Below are 15,110 nucleotides of genomic sequence, written 5' to 3' on the forward strand. Positions count from 1 at the left end.
AAGTGAATATGCAGACGAGAGAGACATTTCATTCGGGATTAACAAGTTTAAAAGGAAGTATTGTCCAATTAGGTAATGAAGTGAATGATGCCTTTAACCAATCAATGGATGCTTTTATTAACAATGATTCTGAAAAGTTTGCAACGATTAAGGAAAATGATGTGAAGGTCAATCAACAAGAAATTGCCATCAATGAAAAAGCAACATTACTGATCGCTAGACAACAACCAGTCGCATCAGACTTACGTAAAATCATTGTTGCTTTTAAAGTATCAAGTGATCTTGAACGGGTAGGTGATTTAGCTGTTGATATCACGAAGGCAGCTAAAAGAATTCCAATGACAGTAACGAAAATTGACACGGCTCTTTTGTTACAAATGGCAAACAAGGCTAGTGAGATGCTATCAAAGGCTTTAATTGCCTATGAAAACGCAAATGTGCTTGAAGCACAGCAAATTGCCACTTTGGATGATGAAGTTGATGAAATGTATGCTCAGTTCGTTAAGAAAATATTTAACATTGTTATTTCAGAGCAATTGGAAATTGAGCAAGTGACGCAACTTGCATTTATCTCACGGTACATTGAGAGAATTGCTGACTATGCAACAAATATTGCAGAGCTAATTATTTATGAAGTAAATGGACAGTATTTTGACCTGAACTAATGCCCACGAACGAAGAGGAGATGCATACTATAGCTTCTCTTCTTTTCTACTAAAGAGCTCGTTGTTGGAGGAATAAAATGACCCAAAAAGTACTCATTATTAATTCCGACCCATTTATCACCTCGCACATCAATGATTGCTTTCGTGTAGCTGGATTCCAACTCTTTCACGCGAATGATACTGAGGAAGGTCTACAATTGATTAAGGCAGAAGAACCAACCGTAATCCTCTTAGACTTAGACTGTACAAGATATCTTGCTTTTGATTTTTGTCGAACATTACGAATGAAGGATGAGAACTGGACGCCATTAATTCTCTTGTCAGCAGAAGACGAGGAATTTGATTTAGTGCTAGGTCTAGAATTAGGTGCTGATGATTTTATTCGCAAGCCAATTCGACCAAAAGAATTGGTTGCCAGGGTAAAATCAATACTTAGAAGGCAACATATCGTTTGGCCAAAACGGAATTCGGATAAAACTAGTTTTGTTGAAAATAAAGACGATCTGATTATCAATGGAGATATTACAATAATGCCGTCCAACTACACAGTGTATGTCAAAGATGTACGTGTAGAATTGACAATGAAAGAGTTTGAAGTGCTTCTCTATTTAAGTAAAAAGAAAGGTACACCGATTTCCAGAGAAGAGCTCTTGTCGGTAGTTGGTGATGACAGACTATTAGTTGAGCCACGTGTCATCGATGTATTTATTAGTAGAATTAGAGAAAAAATTGAACCATGCCGAAGTAAACCCACTTATATTAAAACGGTGCGAAGCATTGGCTATATGATGAGAGAACAGCAAATACTTACCATGTAGGTACAGCATTTTAGGTGCCTGGCACCCTAAATGGACATTTTTTCTTAAAAGTCCATCTGGAGTGGACAAAAGAGCTAGGTTGCCATGTCGGCGCCAAGCTTTTTTGCGTGAGTAAGCTTAAATTTTTTGTAAATGTCACATGTAAAAACTCCCAATAGTAAATAATACATCTATATTTTAAGATGTGGAGTTGAATATTGTGCCTTACTTTGAAGAATTGATCGAGGTTGCGAATGTGAATATATATTGTAAATACTCGTTAAGTGAAAAACCACCACTATTCTTAATCCACGGGTTTGCGTCGTCTTCATACACGTTTAACCGCCTCTACCCACTATTAGAAAAGCATTTTTCGGTTATCGCCATTGATTTACCAGGGTTTGGGCGAAGTGAAAAATCAACTTCTTTTCAATATTCCTTTAAAAACTACGCCCAGTTAATAGCGGAGTGTATCGATCATTTCAACCTTGATCGTGTCTTTATCGTTGGACATTCAATGGGAGGACAAATAGCACTGTATACGGCAAAAGCAATTCCAGAGAAAGTAAGTAAATTAATTCTATTATGCAGTTCCGGTTACTTGAAAAAAGCGAAAAGAGCGTTGGTCTGTTGTTCGTATTTACCTTTCTTTCAATATTTCGTTGAACGATTTGTTAAGAAGAAAGAAGTAGAGGCTTATTTACAAAATGTTTTTTATGATAAATCGTTAATTACAGATAAACATATCGAAGAATTTGGTAAGCCCCTACAAGAAAAAGCTTTCTATACCTCACTAATTAGTTTATTAAGATACCGTGAAGGTGATCTAACGAGTGAACAACTAAAAATGATTAATTTACCTACCTTACTAATTTGGGGGAAAGAGGATACAGTTGTACCAGTCTATGTGGGAAAGAAGTTAGTAAGCGATTTATCAAACTCCCAACTTGTCACATACAAGAAAACTGGACACTTAATAACCGAAGAACGCCCAAATGAAGTATTTGAGCAAATTTTAACTTACACAAAAATGTATAATTGATCTTTAGGTAATCTTTACTCTGGCTTAATATTCTCTTGGTAAAATTAGTGATAGATAGGAACTAATTTTTCGGGAGGTAGCCCATCTTATATTAATAAAGTTGGAGGTTTTTAGATGAAGATTACAGTAGTAGGAACAGGGTATGTCGGTTTAATAACGGGAGTAGCATTAGCCGAGATTGGTCACGATGTTATATGTATCGATGTAAATGAATCAAAGATTAAAATGTTAAAGAATGGTCAATGCCCTATCTTCGAACCCGGCTTAGAAGAACTTTTAAATAAAAATATCATTAATAAAAAACTTTTTTTTACAACAAATCCTATATATGCATACGAAGATGCAGAAGTGGTGTATATTGCAGTTGGTACCCCTCAAAATGCAGATGGCACTGCAAATTTGAATGATATAAAACAAGTAGCTATTGATATTGCTAAGTTTATGAAGAGGTTACAAATTATCGTCACGAAAAGTACTGTTCCAGTTGGAACAAATGAAGAAATAAAAACGATTATTAAGCAGCACTCAAAAATTCCTTTTGAAATCGTTTCTAATCCTGAGTTTCTTCGTGAAGGTTCTGCATTGTTTGATACATTCCATGGTGATCGCATCGTGATTGGGGCTGAAAGTGATGAAGTTGCTACGATGGTTGCAAACATATATAAACCATTTGGCATTCCAATCTATAAAACTGATATTCGTAGTGCAGAAATGATTAAGTATGCTTCAAATGCTTTTTTAGCTACTAAAATCAGTTTTATAAATGAGATTGCTAATTTGTGTGAAAAAACTGGTGCGAACGTAGAAGCAGTTTCTTACGGGATGGGACTTGATAAGCGGATAGGAAATCAATTTTTACAAGCGGGAATTGGCTATGGAGGTTCATGTTTTCCTAAAGATACGAATGCCCTAGTTCAACTAGCTGGCAATCTTCAACATCAGTTCCAATTATTAAAATCGGTTATTGAAGTAAATAATAAACAACAACTTATTTTAGTAGAAAAACTAAAGAAACGGATACCTTCTCTTATTCATAAAAATATTGCTGTATTAGGCCTTAGCTTTAAGCCTAAGACTGACGACATAAGAGAGGCAGCCTCACTTGTTGTCATTAGAGAGTTAATTAGTAGTGGTGCAACTGTGATTGCTTATGACCCAGTCGCAATTTGCGAGGCAAAGAAATATTTGCCTGGTGAAATCGTTTATACGAAAAGTATTAGCACTGCTTTAACTGATGCTGATGCAGTTCTAATTTTAACGGAGTGGGAAGAAATTAAGAATTTTAATTTACACCAATATAAAGCATTAATGAGTAACCCAATGATATTTGATGGAAGAAATTGCTACTCTCTTCCTGAAGCTGAGCGTGCCAACGTTGAGTACCATTCAATAGGAAGGCCATCAGTTGTACCCTTAACTCAAAAAATCAACTTGGATATTGAAGATGGTGTTTTGGGAAAAATGGATTAAATTTAGCTAGTAAATCAATTAGTTCGGCTAAAAAACGTAGCTGTTTGGATAATAACTAAGAAAAATAGTTCATAGACATAAAAGAAAACCAAAGCATCGAAGTGACCCAATGCTTTGGTTTCTTTTACGTCTTTCAAAAAATTAAATATTAGTAACGTAAACTACAATAATTGAACTAATAGTCCCCAGTAATGCCCCAATTAGACAATCCGTCGGATAATGTAAACCAAGATACATACGAGATATACCTATAAGGATAGCAACAGGTAAAAGAAACATCGCTAATAATAAAGAGTGTAGCGAAAATGCGACGGCAATAGCGAAAGCAGCTGTAGTATGCCCAGATGGAAATGAATAATCCTTAAGTGGATTTGATGACAAGTTGACATTAGCTAACTTTGTGTAAGGGCGTTGCCTACAATAGGCTTTCTTAATGAAATGAACAACGATATGGCTTAAGACAAGAGAAAGTAGTGCCTGAGTCGCCCAAGATCGACCAATAGGATTAGCGATGATCATCACTAGTAACAAACTACTAATCGTAAACGTTGCCCCACCCATGTGGGTCATTCTCGGCAGAAGAAAATCGAATAGTTTACACCTTAACTGTTGGTTAACATAATGAAATACATGTGTGTCACTCGTTGTTATCCACGTTACAATGCGGTTCATGACAATTCCCCCTAACGTATTTACCTCAAAGCAGCGCTCTCTCACTTCTTTTATCATAATCTGAAATTGTTAAGCTAACGTTATCGTTTTGTTGAGTTTTTTTTAGAAAACTTAATATGAGCTCAACACTGTTTTCATAATCTTTTGTTAAATTGAGAATAAGAAGTGATCAACGAATGAATGGGAGTGGTTGAGATGCGTATTGCGATTTTTTCTGATACTTACACCCCGGAGATCAATGGGGTTGCCCGCACGTTAAAGAGGTATACCAATTTTTTAGAGCGAAATGGGATTGAATATAAGTTATTTGTCCCTGATAGTAGTTCTCCGGTTCCAGCTGTGCCGCAAGTAAAACGTTTTACGAGTATTCCGTTTCTTTTATATCCAGAATGCCGAATTGCCCTTCCAAACCCCTTAGAAGTTAAACAAGCGTTAGAAGATTTTAAGCCAACCCTCATTCATGTTGCAACCCCTTTTAATCTAGGTCTATACGGTCTCCATTATGGAAAAAAACACAACATACCGATGGTAGCTTCCTACCATACTCATTTTGATGATTACTTACAGTATTATCACCTCACTTTTCTCAAAAATTGGATCTGGAAATACATGACTTGGTTTCACCGTTCTTTTGACAGGGTTTTTGTTCCGTCCTTAAGTACGAAACAAAAGCTACTCAGTCAAGACGTTCATCATGATATTGATGTTTGGGGAAGAGGGGTCAATCATACGTTTTTCTCCCCAATCAAACGCACAAATACAATTCGGGATAGATTTAAGATAAAAGAAAGAAAAATCCTACTTTATGTTGGTCGAATTGCTCCTGAAAAAGATATTCAAGTTGTTCTAGACACATTTCATCGTTTACCTGAGAAAACGAAACGCGATACCCATTTATTTATTGTTGGTGATGGGCCACTTCTCAAACAACTATCAGAAAAAGCGGATCCACAAATTACTTGGGCAGGATTTATGGAAGGAGAAGAACTTGCTTTGGTATATGCTTCTAGTGATATTTTTCTATTCCCTTCCTCAACGGAGACGTTTGGAAATGTCGTTTTGGAAGCTCAAAGTTCAGGTCTACCAGTAATAGGAGCAAAAGCTGGTGGAGTTCAACACTTGATTTGTGATACGGAAAACGGATTTTTATGTGAATCGAAAAATGTACAGGAGTTTGTTGAAAAGAGCACGATCCTTTTAGAAGATCTCCATTTACGAAGACATTTTGGAAGAAATGCCCGCCAATTTGCGTTGTCCCAATCATGGGAGAAAATTTTTACACAGCTAGTTGGTAGTTTCTCAGATGTATTACAAAAAAGAAAGCAAATTACTGCTTAAAGTAACTTTTAAAAGGAGAGTTTGCAATATGAGCGGGCCAAAAATATTAATCTTAACAGCCAATTACGGGAATGGTCACCTTCAAGTTGCTCATTCACTAAAAGAGGAATTTATATCTCACAGTGATACGACAGTAATAATGAAGGATCTATTTTACGAAACTAGTCCATTAATCCATGAATGGACAAAAAAGATCTATTTGAAAAGCTATACAAAAAGTGGTAGACAGATTTATCGACTTTTTTACTATAGTAGTAAGGAAATTTCAAAGCGAAAGAACATTAATATTCTCTCATATGGCTACTCTAAACTTTGCAAGATTGTTGAGGAAGAGCAACCAGATTTGATCATTAATACATTCCCTTCATTTGCGGTACCGTTTCATCGAAAGAAAACGAATTCGGCCATTCCAACTTATAATGTCATTACGGATTATTGCTTGCATCACTCTTGGGTCCATCCTAGCATTGATAAATATTATGTTGCCTCAGCGAAGCTACAATCTGATTTACAGCAATTAGGCATTCACAATAGAAATATTATTTTATCAGGTATGCCTATTCATAATGACTTCGAAAAGCAAATGAACATCCAAGACGTGTATCAAAAGTATCAGCTTCGGCCTTCACTGAAGACTGTTCTAATTGTTGCTGGCGCGTATGGGGTTTCAAAAGAAATGAAAGAAATATGTCATTTACTTGAGGGAGATCCTTTATTACAACTAATCATTGTCTGCGGTAAAAACGAAGATTTATATAAAAATTTACGGGAAACATATTCGAACAATCGAAACGTCAAAGTTCTTGGGTATGTAACTGAGATGGCTAAATTACTCAAAGTAGCTAACTGCGTCATTACAAAACCAGGCGGAATTATTTTATCAGAGGCAATGGCAACTAACACCCCTATTCTTTTACCTAAAGCGACACCAGGACAAGAAAGTGAAAATGCTCGCTTCTTCCATAACGAAGGAGCCGCAGTTTGGAATGAAAAAGTTGAGCAATTAGCCTTGCAAACAAAACAACTTGTTCGTGATGAAGCAAAGTTAAATAAAATGAAGCGTTCCTTAGCAAACCTGCACTTTCCAAATGCAACGAGAACCGTTGCAAATGATATATTAGGAGACTATGAACAGAGGCGGTTCACCTATCAGAGGTTAAAAGGATAATAGGAGGAATAGCAAAATGGACACAACGACACATGTTACAATCGGTATTGGGTTAGCAGGGCTGTCATTTTTTGATCCTACGGTTGCTGGCAACCCTGAACTAACAATGGGAATTTTAGCATGTACGATTATAGGTTCGAATGCACCAGACATTGATTGCTTGTATAAATTAAAAGGAAATGAAACTTATGTTCAACATCATCGTGGGCTGAGCCATTCGTTACCAGTCATCATGCTTCTTGCTACTATTATCGCAACAATCATGACGCTGTTTTATAGTGGTTCCTATTTCTTCACGTTTTTTACTTGGAGCTTAGTTGCTGTTTTCTTACACGTCATAGTTGATATATGTAATATCTATGGGACACAAGCATTACGACCGTTTACGAAAAAGTGGCTTGCACTAAATGTCTTGCCAATTTTTGATCCTACGATTATGATCCTCCATATTATTGGTTTCATAGCCTGGGGCATTGGTTTTCCGCAAGCTCTTACATTTGCCTTTATTTATCTGTTGATTAGTTGTTATGTTCTTCTTCGAATACTCAAAGCTAGAAACATATTATTTGCTTTAAAACAAAACAGTAAAGATGGCGAGACATACACGCTAATCCCTACTTTCTCAATGAACTCCTGGACGGTTATTGCTAGTTGTGAAGAAAACTACAGGCTTGGAAAGTATGAGAAAGATACAATCACCTGGTTAAAGAGAATCGAAAAAACAAGCGACGAAAACCAAATCATTAAAGCGGCTAAGCAAAATCATTTCGTCCATCATTTACTTCAATATTCACCATATTTACATGCAAAAATAGTCAAAATCAAGGATGGTTATGAAGTCCATTGGTTTGATCTCCGCTACCAGTCAAGAATTGACGAACCTTTTGTGGCAATTATTTATTTGGATCAGCAATTAAATTTGATAAGAAGTTACGTGAAACGTGGCTTAATAACAGTTCCAGAGAAAATATAAACGTAGCAGCTGACCTATAAGTGCCTGCTCACTCGTGGTTGTCAAAGCATAGATGTTATTAATCATCTAAGTTTAGTCAATGAGGTGAGCGACACTTAGTATATGGTCAGCTTTTTTCATTAGACTTAAGTTCATATTGAGATAATTCCACAAATAATGCTAAAATGGATAAGAACATATATTCTATATTTAACAAGTCTTTAATCAATTGGAAATTACCGGTATAATATTACTTATTTAAATAAATAAGGAGTGAGACAATGCTAGTTGTTAGGACCTCACCAATTACTGAAGTGGCAAATGTTGCGCGGCTTACGGAAAGTTTTGAAAAACAGAAAAACATTGGTAATCCGATTTATTACATTTTGCCTTCAAATAAATATCTTCAAGAAGCTCGTAAGCAAAAGGTTGGTATCGCTTTTAAAACCTTCGATGATTTAGCAGATTTAATTTTAAAGAAGGCGAATATTAATTTTTTTCCTGTATCTGAAAGTGAGCGAACTCTGTTTTTTCAAGAGCTAATAACAAGAGATAAAAGTCGGTTTCTAGAAACCCCCGAAGAACTGCGCCATAAAGCCAAAGCATATGCAGAGACGTATGGGCAACTAAAACGAATCGGATTGACGATTAACGACTTACCACCACAATTCAAGCAGATGAGTGATGTCTTTATTGAATATGAAACTGAGTGGGTCGAAAAACAACGTTTGCTGGATCCGGAAAATCGCATACATCAAGCGGTCTCATTGGAACATCTTGATAATATAAATCTTGGTGGAATCGTCATTGATGGCTATTTGGACTTTAGTACCCTGCAATATATGGTTATTAACTATTTCGTCTCATTAGGCGTTGATATCACGATTTATTTACCTTTTATTGAAGGTGCTGAAATTATTGAGGAGACGAAAGCTCAGCTTCGCACGATCGGTTTTGAAATAATTGAAGCTGAGTTTCCAATAAAACAAACTGAACCTGACATTAAAGTAAGCTCAGCTACAACAATGGAGGAAGAAATTTACGGAATACTTCAGGAAATTGCTGAAAAAAGTGAAGTAGTTCCACTTTCAAAAGTAGGAGTGTTACTTGCTGATGAAAGAAGTTATCTTGAGAAGTTTGTGAAGCTAGCTAAGCTGCAAAATATCCCAATTAAGCGGCCGCAAAAGAAGGAACTAAAAACTTCGCTCCTTTTTCAATTCATTCATCAATCAATCTTAAAGCATAATGGTAGATTTACGAGTCGTTGGGACAGCCTTGACCTTATTGATTCTTTGTTAAGGCTGCAATTTTTTACAAGCTTCGATTATATGACCAAGAAGAAAGCCTACGTAGAAACGGGATTTTTAGACGAAGAAATGAAAGAAGAGACTGATGTATACGTTGCTTTTCGCAAAACCATACCTAAAAAAGCGAGCTTATATTCTTACATAAAGGATGTAAAGAATTTACTAGAAAGTAGCCGGCTTACGAAAACGTGGAAAATGCAACTTCTTTCTGAATCTAGCACAAAAAAACTACAACAAATTCGCAATGAATGGAAGGTGCTAGAGTATATCATTGATCACCTAACAAAAAAGCTGGACATGTTAGCTAGTCAAGGTCTTAAAGAGTTACAAGTTCACTACCATATTTTTGTCGAGTGGTTAAGCGAGGGGCTTGAAAAGGGCGCTATCTATGTAGAACGTACCCCTAAACATGGAATTCAGCTATATACATTCCGTGACATTGCTTTATTTAAAGGGACAGATCTATACATTTTAGGTATGAATGAAGGGACTTTTCCAAAGGGACATAAGTTAGGTGGGTATTTTCAAGAAAGTGATTTACGGAAGCTCCCAGTTCCGTTTGCAGCCCCATCTAGTAAATTATTTCGAAAAAAAGATGATGCTTTCTTTCGACAGTTATTTCTAGTATCGAATTCGCTTTCGTTTTCTTACGTAGTTGGTGTTGATCCGCATAATCCACTGCTACCTTCAGGCTTCTTAGAACCTTGGAAAAGTCAAACTGAAGAACGAAAGTATAGTTCAGCAGCTCGTTTTGCAAAGGCAGAAAGCCTTACAAAAGAAGATCGTGTCGAAAAGATGGCTTATCACGTTGGAATAGGCAAACAAGTATCTGAACTGCCGATCGAGCTCGAGACGATGGTGACTAAGCTAGCACAATTAGAGGAGGGCAACGAGAAAGTTTCCCTCGAGTGGAAGCAGAAATTACGAAAAGATAAATTATCAGTAACAATGCTTGAAAGCTATGCGATGTGTCCTTTTAAATTTGCTCTAGAGCGAATTTTAAATATAAAAGAACCGCTGGAAAAGCGAGCAACGATTGACTTTCGTGACACAGGATCGATGCTCCATACGATTATTGAAAAGTTTTATAAACAGATGAACTTAGTTGGACAGCCTTTCTCTACTTTCACTGCGGATATGTCGGAAATAGCTGAAACAACATTAATGGATATTTTTGAAGAAGAATGGACCGTTGTCGAGTCTAGGCATCTCGATTTTTCAAAGTTACAGCTTTCAATTGAAAAAGAAGAATGGCAGAAAAAGCTCCGTAAATGGTGGCTCGCTGAAAAGAAGCATTTCTGGGAAAATAAGCAGCTTCAAACGATGCATCTCTTCCGCTTAGAAGAGGCTATTGAGCTTGATTTATTAATTAATGACGAAACGACGATCACGTTAACAGGGAAAATTGACCGCATTGATATTGATGAACAAGGTTTTGTTATCTATGACTATAAGTCAGGACTAGCGTCGCTAAATTTTGATAGAGAAGTTCGTCCAGGCTTAAAGCTTCAGCTCCCTTTATATTTAGTAGCGATGGAAAATCGCTTAGCAAATGGTCATTACGAAATAGATTTATCAAGTTCATTCGAAAGTTTACCTGGGAAAATAACCGCCCACGGTGCTTCGTATATCTCCTTAAGAGATCCAGTGAAACGAGCTGGAAATAGTGTTTGGCGTGAAGAACACTTCGAGAAAAACAGTCCATTTTCTGTTAATTTTAGAGCGACAAAAGAAGAAACCCTTGAATCTGAAACTTTCTTAGCGAAATATGAGTTAAAGAAACGGTTAAGTGAGCTTTGGGAAGGGAGTAGTCATGACTTTTCAGTAAAACCTTTAAAGTGTATTAGTAGTTGCTTATACAAACCTGTTTGTCGCGTTACTCAAGATCAAATTGAAGCAGGTGAGGGGGAATGGAAATGAAGTTTAATCCAGAGCAAGAAACAGCGATCTTTAGTGAAAAACCGTTAGTTGTCATTTCAGCTGGAGCTGGATCAGGAAAAACTCGTGTTTTGACAGAGCGTTACGTTCACCTTTGTGAACAAAAGCTCCAAGAAAGATTAGGTAATTCTTGTTCCCCTATTGGTGCAGCAGTTGAAGAAATTGTCGCAATCACATTTACGGAAAAAGCCGCTCGTGAAATGAAGGATCGTATCAGGGGACGGATCGAAGCAAAGCGTCTAACTGTTGAAAAGGCTTATCCACAAGCTGAGCAGCAAAAGGCTCGTGAGTTCTGGCAGGAACAAAAAGAAGCATTAGATGGTGCTCTAATTACAACGTTTCATAGTTTCTGTCACAAGCTATTACATGAATATGCTTTCGAAGCAGATGTAACCCCAAACTTTACTGTCCTTGATGATGTTCAGTCCAAGTTAATTCAGATTGATATTTTTGAAGTAATGTATGAGTCTCCTGAGTATCATCAAGTTTGGCGACCACTATACAATTATTATACTCGTAACCAGCTAAAAGAAGCGATCAAAGCCGTTTACAGTCAAATGAAGGAAATCATTACATCAGTATCTTCGCTTGAATCCTTTTTTAATTGCGAGGAAATTATTGCTATACAATTAGCAACAATTGAATCAGCTCGTAAAGCGGTGCTAGAGCAATTTTATGAGAATGCCAAATCATTTGTTATGGAGTTCGATGAAGAGGAAAAAGTTCAGAAAAGTATCGTTAACCACTTTGCGACAGTTGGCACTTCATCATTTGAAAATCCAGAAGGATTATATATTGAACTAGTAGAGGCTATGCCTAAAAGGATTGTTAGCAGTTGGAAAGAGAAAAATCCCCCTTTATATGAGCTGTATGAACAATTTTTCAAACCGTTAAAAGAAACGTGGAAAAATTTTAAAGGGCCAACGGAAGAAGAGATTGAAGAGATAAAAGAGATTATTAAGCTTTTTGCCCATATGCTTGCGGTCTTCCATGAAAAATATGATACTAGAAAGCGTGAGCGGGCTGCCCTTGACTTCTCAGACTTACAACAAAGGGCAATTGCTTTGTTAGAAAACGAAGCTGTCCAAGTAGCTTGTCGACAAAAATTTAAGCATATGATGATCGACGAGTTTCAAGATACAAATCAATTACAAATGAATATGTTAAGATTTATTCAACCTGCTTTCCAATTCGTTGTAGGTGATGGGAAGCAATCCATATATCGCTTTAGAGGTGCGGATGTTAGCTTAATGAAGGAGCTTGTTGAGTATTCTAAACAAGACTCTAAGAGTGATTTTATTAACATGAGCACTAACTATCGAACTTGCGACAGCATTATTGAATTCGTCAATCAGGCTTTTGGGGAGATTATGGGTGGTGAAGAAACCGTCTCAGACCGCTCTTATAAAATTAACTACACAACGATAAACAGCCATCGTAATGGTGAAGAAGAACGAAAGCGTCGCGTTGAACTAATTACCGTTCCAGTTGGTGAAGAAACAGAAGATTTGGAAGAAGAAAAAGAAGGCCTTTTCACTGAATACGAAGTTATCACAAACCGAATGCTTGGCTTAATCGAGGAAAAGCCCAAAATCGTCTCAGACAAGGATACGTGGCGTGCACCAGAGTGGCGTGATTTTGCTATTCTTATTCAGGCTCGAACAAAGTTAGCGAAATTAGAGAAAGCTTTAAAGGACAAAGGAGTTCCCTATGTCGTTTATGGTGGCATTGGTTTTTATGAGAAACAGGAGGTAAGGGACATGCTTACTCTTCTTGAGTGGATCAATCGACCATGGGAACCACTTTACATTCTCTCTCTCCTTAGAAGCCCGTTATTTGGTGTTTCTGTAGAAGGTTTTTTAACGATTGATGAATGTTTAGAAGAAGAGACGAGTTTAGCTTCTTACATTTATGAAGGAATTTTTGCCAATGATCAGAGTATTAATGAAGAGCTAAAGCGTTCCTTAACCAAACTAAAACAGTTTTATGAGAATTGGGTTCCTTACACACCTCAAGTAGCTATGAAAGATTATCTAGAAGATCTTCTCTTGACTTCTGGTTTAAAGGCGATGCTTCTATTACAGAGAAATAACATTCAGTTAATAAGAAATGTAGAAAAGCTAATCGATGTATTGGCTGAGTTTCAAACTTCTTCTTTAGACGAGTTACTGAAACAAGTAAAACAGCTAGCCGTTTTGTCGGAAAAAGAAGGAGAAGCAGAAGTAGAGCTTGCTGAAGGGAATATGGTTCACATTATGACAGTTCATGCTTCAAAAGGATTGGAATTTCCGATTGTCTTTTTACCAGACTTGGCAAAAGGACCAAAAGGAGATTCAGGAACGATTCGTTTTGATAAAGATGTTCGCCTAGCAGTCCAATACAAAAAAGAAATAGACCAGTTAAAAACTCCAGCGGAAAAGTCATCGCCATCCTTTAAAGCGATTAAAACAAGATCGAAGGATCAAGCAATCGAAGAAGCAAAACGACTTTTTTATGTTGCTGTTACGCGAGCAAAAGATTATTTAGTTTTATCAACTCTTGAAAAGACTACGAGTCATTCTTGGTATGATATGCTGCTACAAGCAATTGAAAAGAATGGTCATATTCAAACATACATTCAGGAAATCCCACAGGTTCCAGAATTTCAAAAATGGGAAGACACCGGAGTTCCATATGAGCCAGCTATGCTCATCGAAAGGGAGTTAACAAGCGAGAGTTTCTCTGTATCGGAAATCATGGCATTTATTAATGATCCTTTGAACTACTACTACAAATATATAGTGAAAGTCGAAGACCACTGGCTTGAAGAAAAATCTAATAAGCTTGAGATTGGTCGTTCCGATGAGCAACTTTCTGGTGCAACTCTAGGAACCGCTGTTCATCGTGCCTGTGAGCTACTTGATTACGGATATGATTATGATGACGCGAAAGAAGAAGCATTAGCAATGGTTGAAGATGAGCTTGAGAAAGGGCGTTATGAAAAGGCACTGGAAGAACTCATAAATAACTACCGTGTATTAGAAAAGTTGAATCTCGGTAGAACAGTTGCAAATGAATGGCCGTTTAGCGTTGAAATAGAAGGAGTTCAAGTAATTGGTGAGATTGATAAAATTGTTAAAAAGGATGGTCTTTATCATCTGATTGATTTAAAAACGAACAAAAGTCAGAATTATGAGCAACTAATAAGCTACTATACTCCGCAGCTTTATCTATATAAAATGGCGTTTGAAAAAGAATATAAGCAAAAAGTTAGTCAGCTCTCCTTATATTTTATGAGAGGTGGAGCAGACGGCTTTCGAACAATTGACTATCATCAAGAAGCAGAGACACAATTGATAGAGGTAATTAAGGATATGACTTCATTAAAGCAAGCAAAGGCTGGCAAAAACGAATACGAGAAAATAATGCCTAAAAAGTAAAAATTATGTTTACAATTAATCTGTTATTGGATATAATTTCCTATGTAAGATAAATTTATGGAAAAGGAGCTGAACGAAATGATGCAAGGCTATGTAATCAAGGTTAATAAATTAAATAATTTTCGTTCGGTATCTGAAGCATAAATAGTCTCTAACTATCCATTTTTGAGTATATTTAAGCCACAGGACCGTACAATCCTGTGGCTTTCTTTGTGTACTACGAAGAGTAAACTTCTTTTAGTCGACCAATTATTGACTAGAAATTTAGACTTTTTAGTAGGATGATTATTGTCATTTACTGCCACAGGAGGTTTCTCTTGTGGCTTTTTCATGTGTATTTGT

The 15,110-nt window shown here is 36.7% G+C and carries 10 protein-coding genes; 9 read left to right on the forward strand and 1 reads right to left on the reverse strand.

Annotated elements, in window-relative coordinates; genetic code table 11:
* The first annotated feature begins 8 nt into the window (after positions 1–8).
* The 4 genes from phoU (at position 9) to ACK4M9_RS12905 (ending at position 3,974) form a co-directional block, all read left to right on the forward strand.
* On the forward strand, positions 9–665 hold the full coding sequence (gene phoU / locus ACK4M9_RS12890; RefSeq protein WP_409851129.1) for a phosphate signaling complex protein PhoU: 657 nt from the start codon (positions 9–11) through the stop codon (positions 663–665).
* A gap of 77 nt (positions 666–742) precedes the next feature.
* Positions 743–1,483 (forward strand): response regulator transcription factor, encoded by a 741-nt coding sequence (locus tag ACK4M9_RS12895; RefSeq protein WP_409851132.1) that lies wholly within the window; start codon positions 743–745, stop codon positions 1,481–1,483.
* A 199-nt stretch (positions 1,484–1,682) separates the two neighbouring features.
* A complete protein-coding gene (locus tag ACK4M9_RS12900; protein ID WP_409851134.1) occupies positions 1,683–2,504 on the forward strand; it encodes an alpha/beta fold hydrolase in 822 nt (273 codons plus the stop codon).
* A gap of 114 nt (positions 2,505–2,618) precedes the next feature.
* Positions 2,619–3,974, forward strand: coding sequence for a UDP-glucose dehydrogenase family protein (locus ACK4M9_RS12905; RefSeq protein WP_409851136.1), 1,356 nt, complete (start codon positions 2,619–2,621; stop codon positions 3,972–3,974).
* Positions 3,975–4,115: 141 nt separating this feature from the next.
* On the opposite strand, the gene ACK4M9_RS12910 is transcribed toward ACK4M9_RS12905, so the two are convergent.
* On the reverse strand, positions 4,116–4,646 hold the full coding sequence (locus ACK4M9_RS12910) for a phosphatase PAP2 family protein (RefSeq protein ID WP_409851138.1): 531 nt from the start codon (positions 4,644–4,646) through the stop codon (positions 4,116–4,118).
* 195 nt (positions 4,647–4,841) lie between these two features.
* Here ACK4M9_RS12910 and ACK4M9_RS12915 point away from each other — a divergent pair, with 195 nt between their 5' ends.
* From ACK4M9_RS12915 to ACK4M9_RS12935, 5 genes are all read left to right on the forward strand, one after another.
* Positions 4,842–5,984 carry a glycosyltransferase family 4 protein gene (locus tag ACK4M9_RS12915; RefSeq protein WP_409851141.1) on the forward strand — a complete coding sequence of 381 codons (1,143 nt, stop codon included), beginning with the start codon at positions 4,842–4,844 and terminating at the stop codon, positions 5,982–5,984.
* 28 nt (positions 5,985–6,012) lie between these two features.
* Positions 6,013–7,152 carry an MGDG synthase family glycosyltransferase gene (locus ACK4M9_RS12920; protein WP_409851144.1) on the forward strand — a complete coding sequence of 380 codons (1,140 nt, stop codon included), beginning with the start codon at positions 6,013–6,015 and terminating at the stop codon, positions 7,150–7,152.
* Positions 7,153–7,168: 16 nt separating this feature from the next.
* Positions 7,169–8,125, forward strand: a complete 957-nt coding sequence (locus ACK4M9_RS12925) for a metal-dependent hydrolase (protein WP_409851146.1) — start codon at positions 7,169–7,171, stop codon at positions 8,123–8,125.
* 260 nt (positions 8,126–8,385) lie between these two features.
* Complete coding sequence (locus ACK4M9_RS12930; RefSeq protein ID WP_409851148.1) at positions 8,386–11,331, forward strand: PD-(D/E)XK nuclease family protein; 2,946 nt, start codon at positions 8,386–8,388, stop codon at positions 11,329–11,331.
* Entirely contained in the window at positions 11,328–14,768 is a 3,441-nt protein-coding gene (locus ACK4M9_RS12935; RefSeq protein ID WP_409851151.1) for a UvrD-helicase domain-containing protein, read from the forward strand. Before ACK4M9_RS12930 ends, ACK4M9_RS12935 begins: the two co-directional genes overlap by 4 nt.
* The last annotated feature ends 342 nt before the right edge of the window (positions 14,769–15,110 follow it).

This window comes from Anaerobacillus sp., from assembly GCF_046314235.1.
Lineage (GTDB): Bacteria > Bacillota > Bacilli > Bacillales > Anaerobacillaceae > Anaerobacillus.

What these genes read in the sequence shown, in the direction of transcription:
- phoU (WP_409851129.1), top strand. Translation starts at nt 9, where the DNA reads ATGCAGACGAGAGAGACATTTCATTCGGGATTAACAAGTTTAAAAGGA.
- ACK4M9_RS12895 (WP_409851132.1), top strand. Translation starts at nt 743, where the DNA reads ATGACCCAAAAAGTACTCATTATTAATTCCGACCCATTTATCACCTCG.
- ACK4M9_RS12905 (WP_409851136.1), top strand. Translation starts at nt 2,619, where the DNA reads ATGAAGATTACAGTAGTAGGAACAGGGTATGTCGGTTTAATAACGGGA.
- ACK4M9_RS12910 (WP_409851138.1), bottom strand. Translation starts at nt 4,646, where the DNA reads ATGAACCGCATTGTAACGTGGATAACAACGAGTGACACACATGTATTT.
- ACK4M9_RS12915 (WP_409851141.1), top strand. Translation starts at nt 4,842, where the DNA reads ATGCGTATTGCGATTTTTTCTGATACTTACACCCCGGAGATCAATGGG.
- ACK4M9_RS12920 (WP_409851144.1), top strand. Translation starts at nt 6,013, where the DNA reads ATGAGCGGGCCAAAAATATTAATCTTAACAGCCAATTACGGGAATGGT.
- ACK4M9_RS12925 (WP_409851146.1), top strand. Translation starts at nt 7,169, where the DNA reads ATGGACACAACGACACATGTTACAATCGGTATTGGGTTAGCAGGGCTG.
- ACK4M9_RS12930 (WP_409851148.1), top strand. Translation starts at nt 8,386, where the DNA reads ATGCTAGTTGTTAGGACCTCACCAATTACTGAAGTGGCAAATGTTGCG.
- ACK4M9_RS12935 (WP_409851151.1), top strand. Translation starts at nt 11,328, where the DNA reads ATGAAGTTTAATCCAGAGCAAGAAACAGCGATCTTTAGTGAAAAACCG.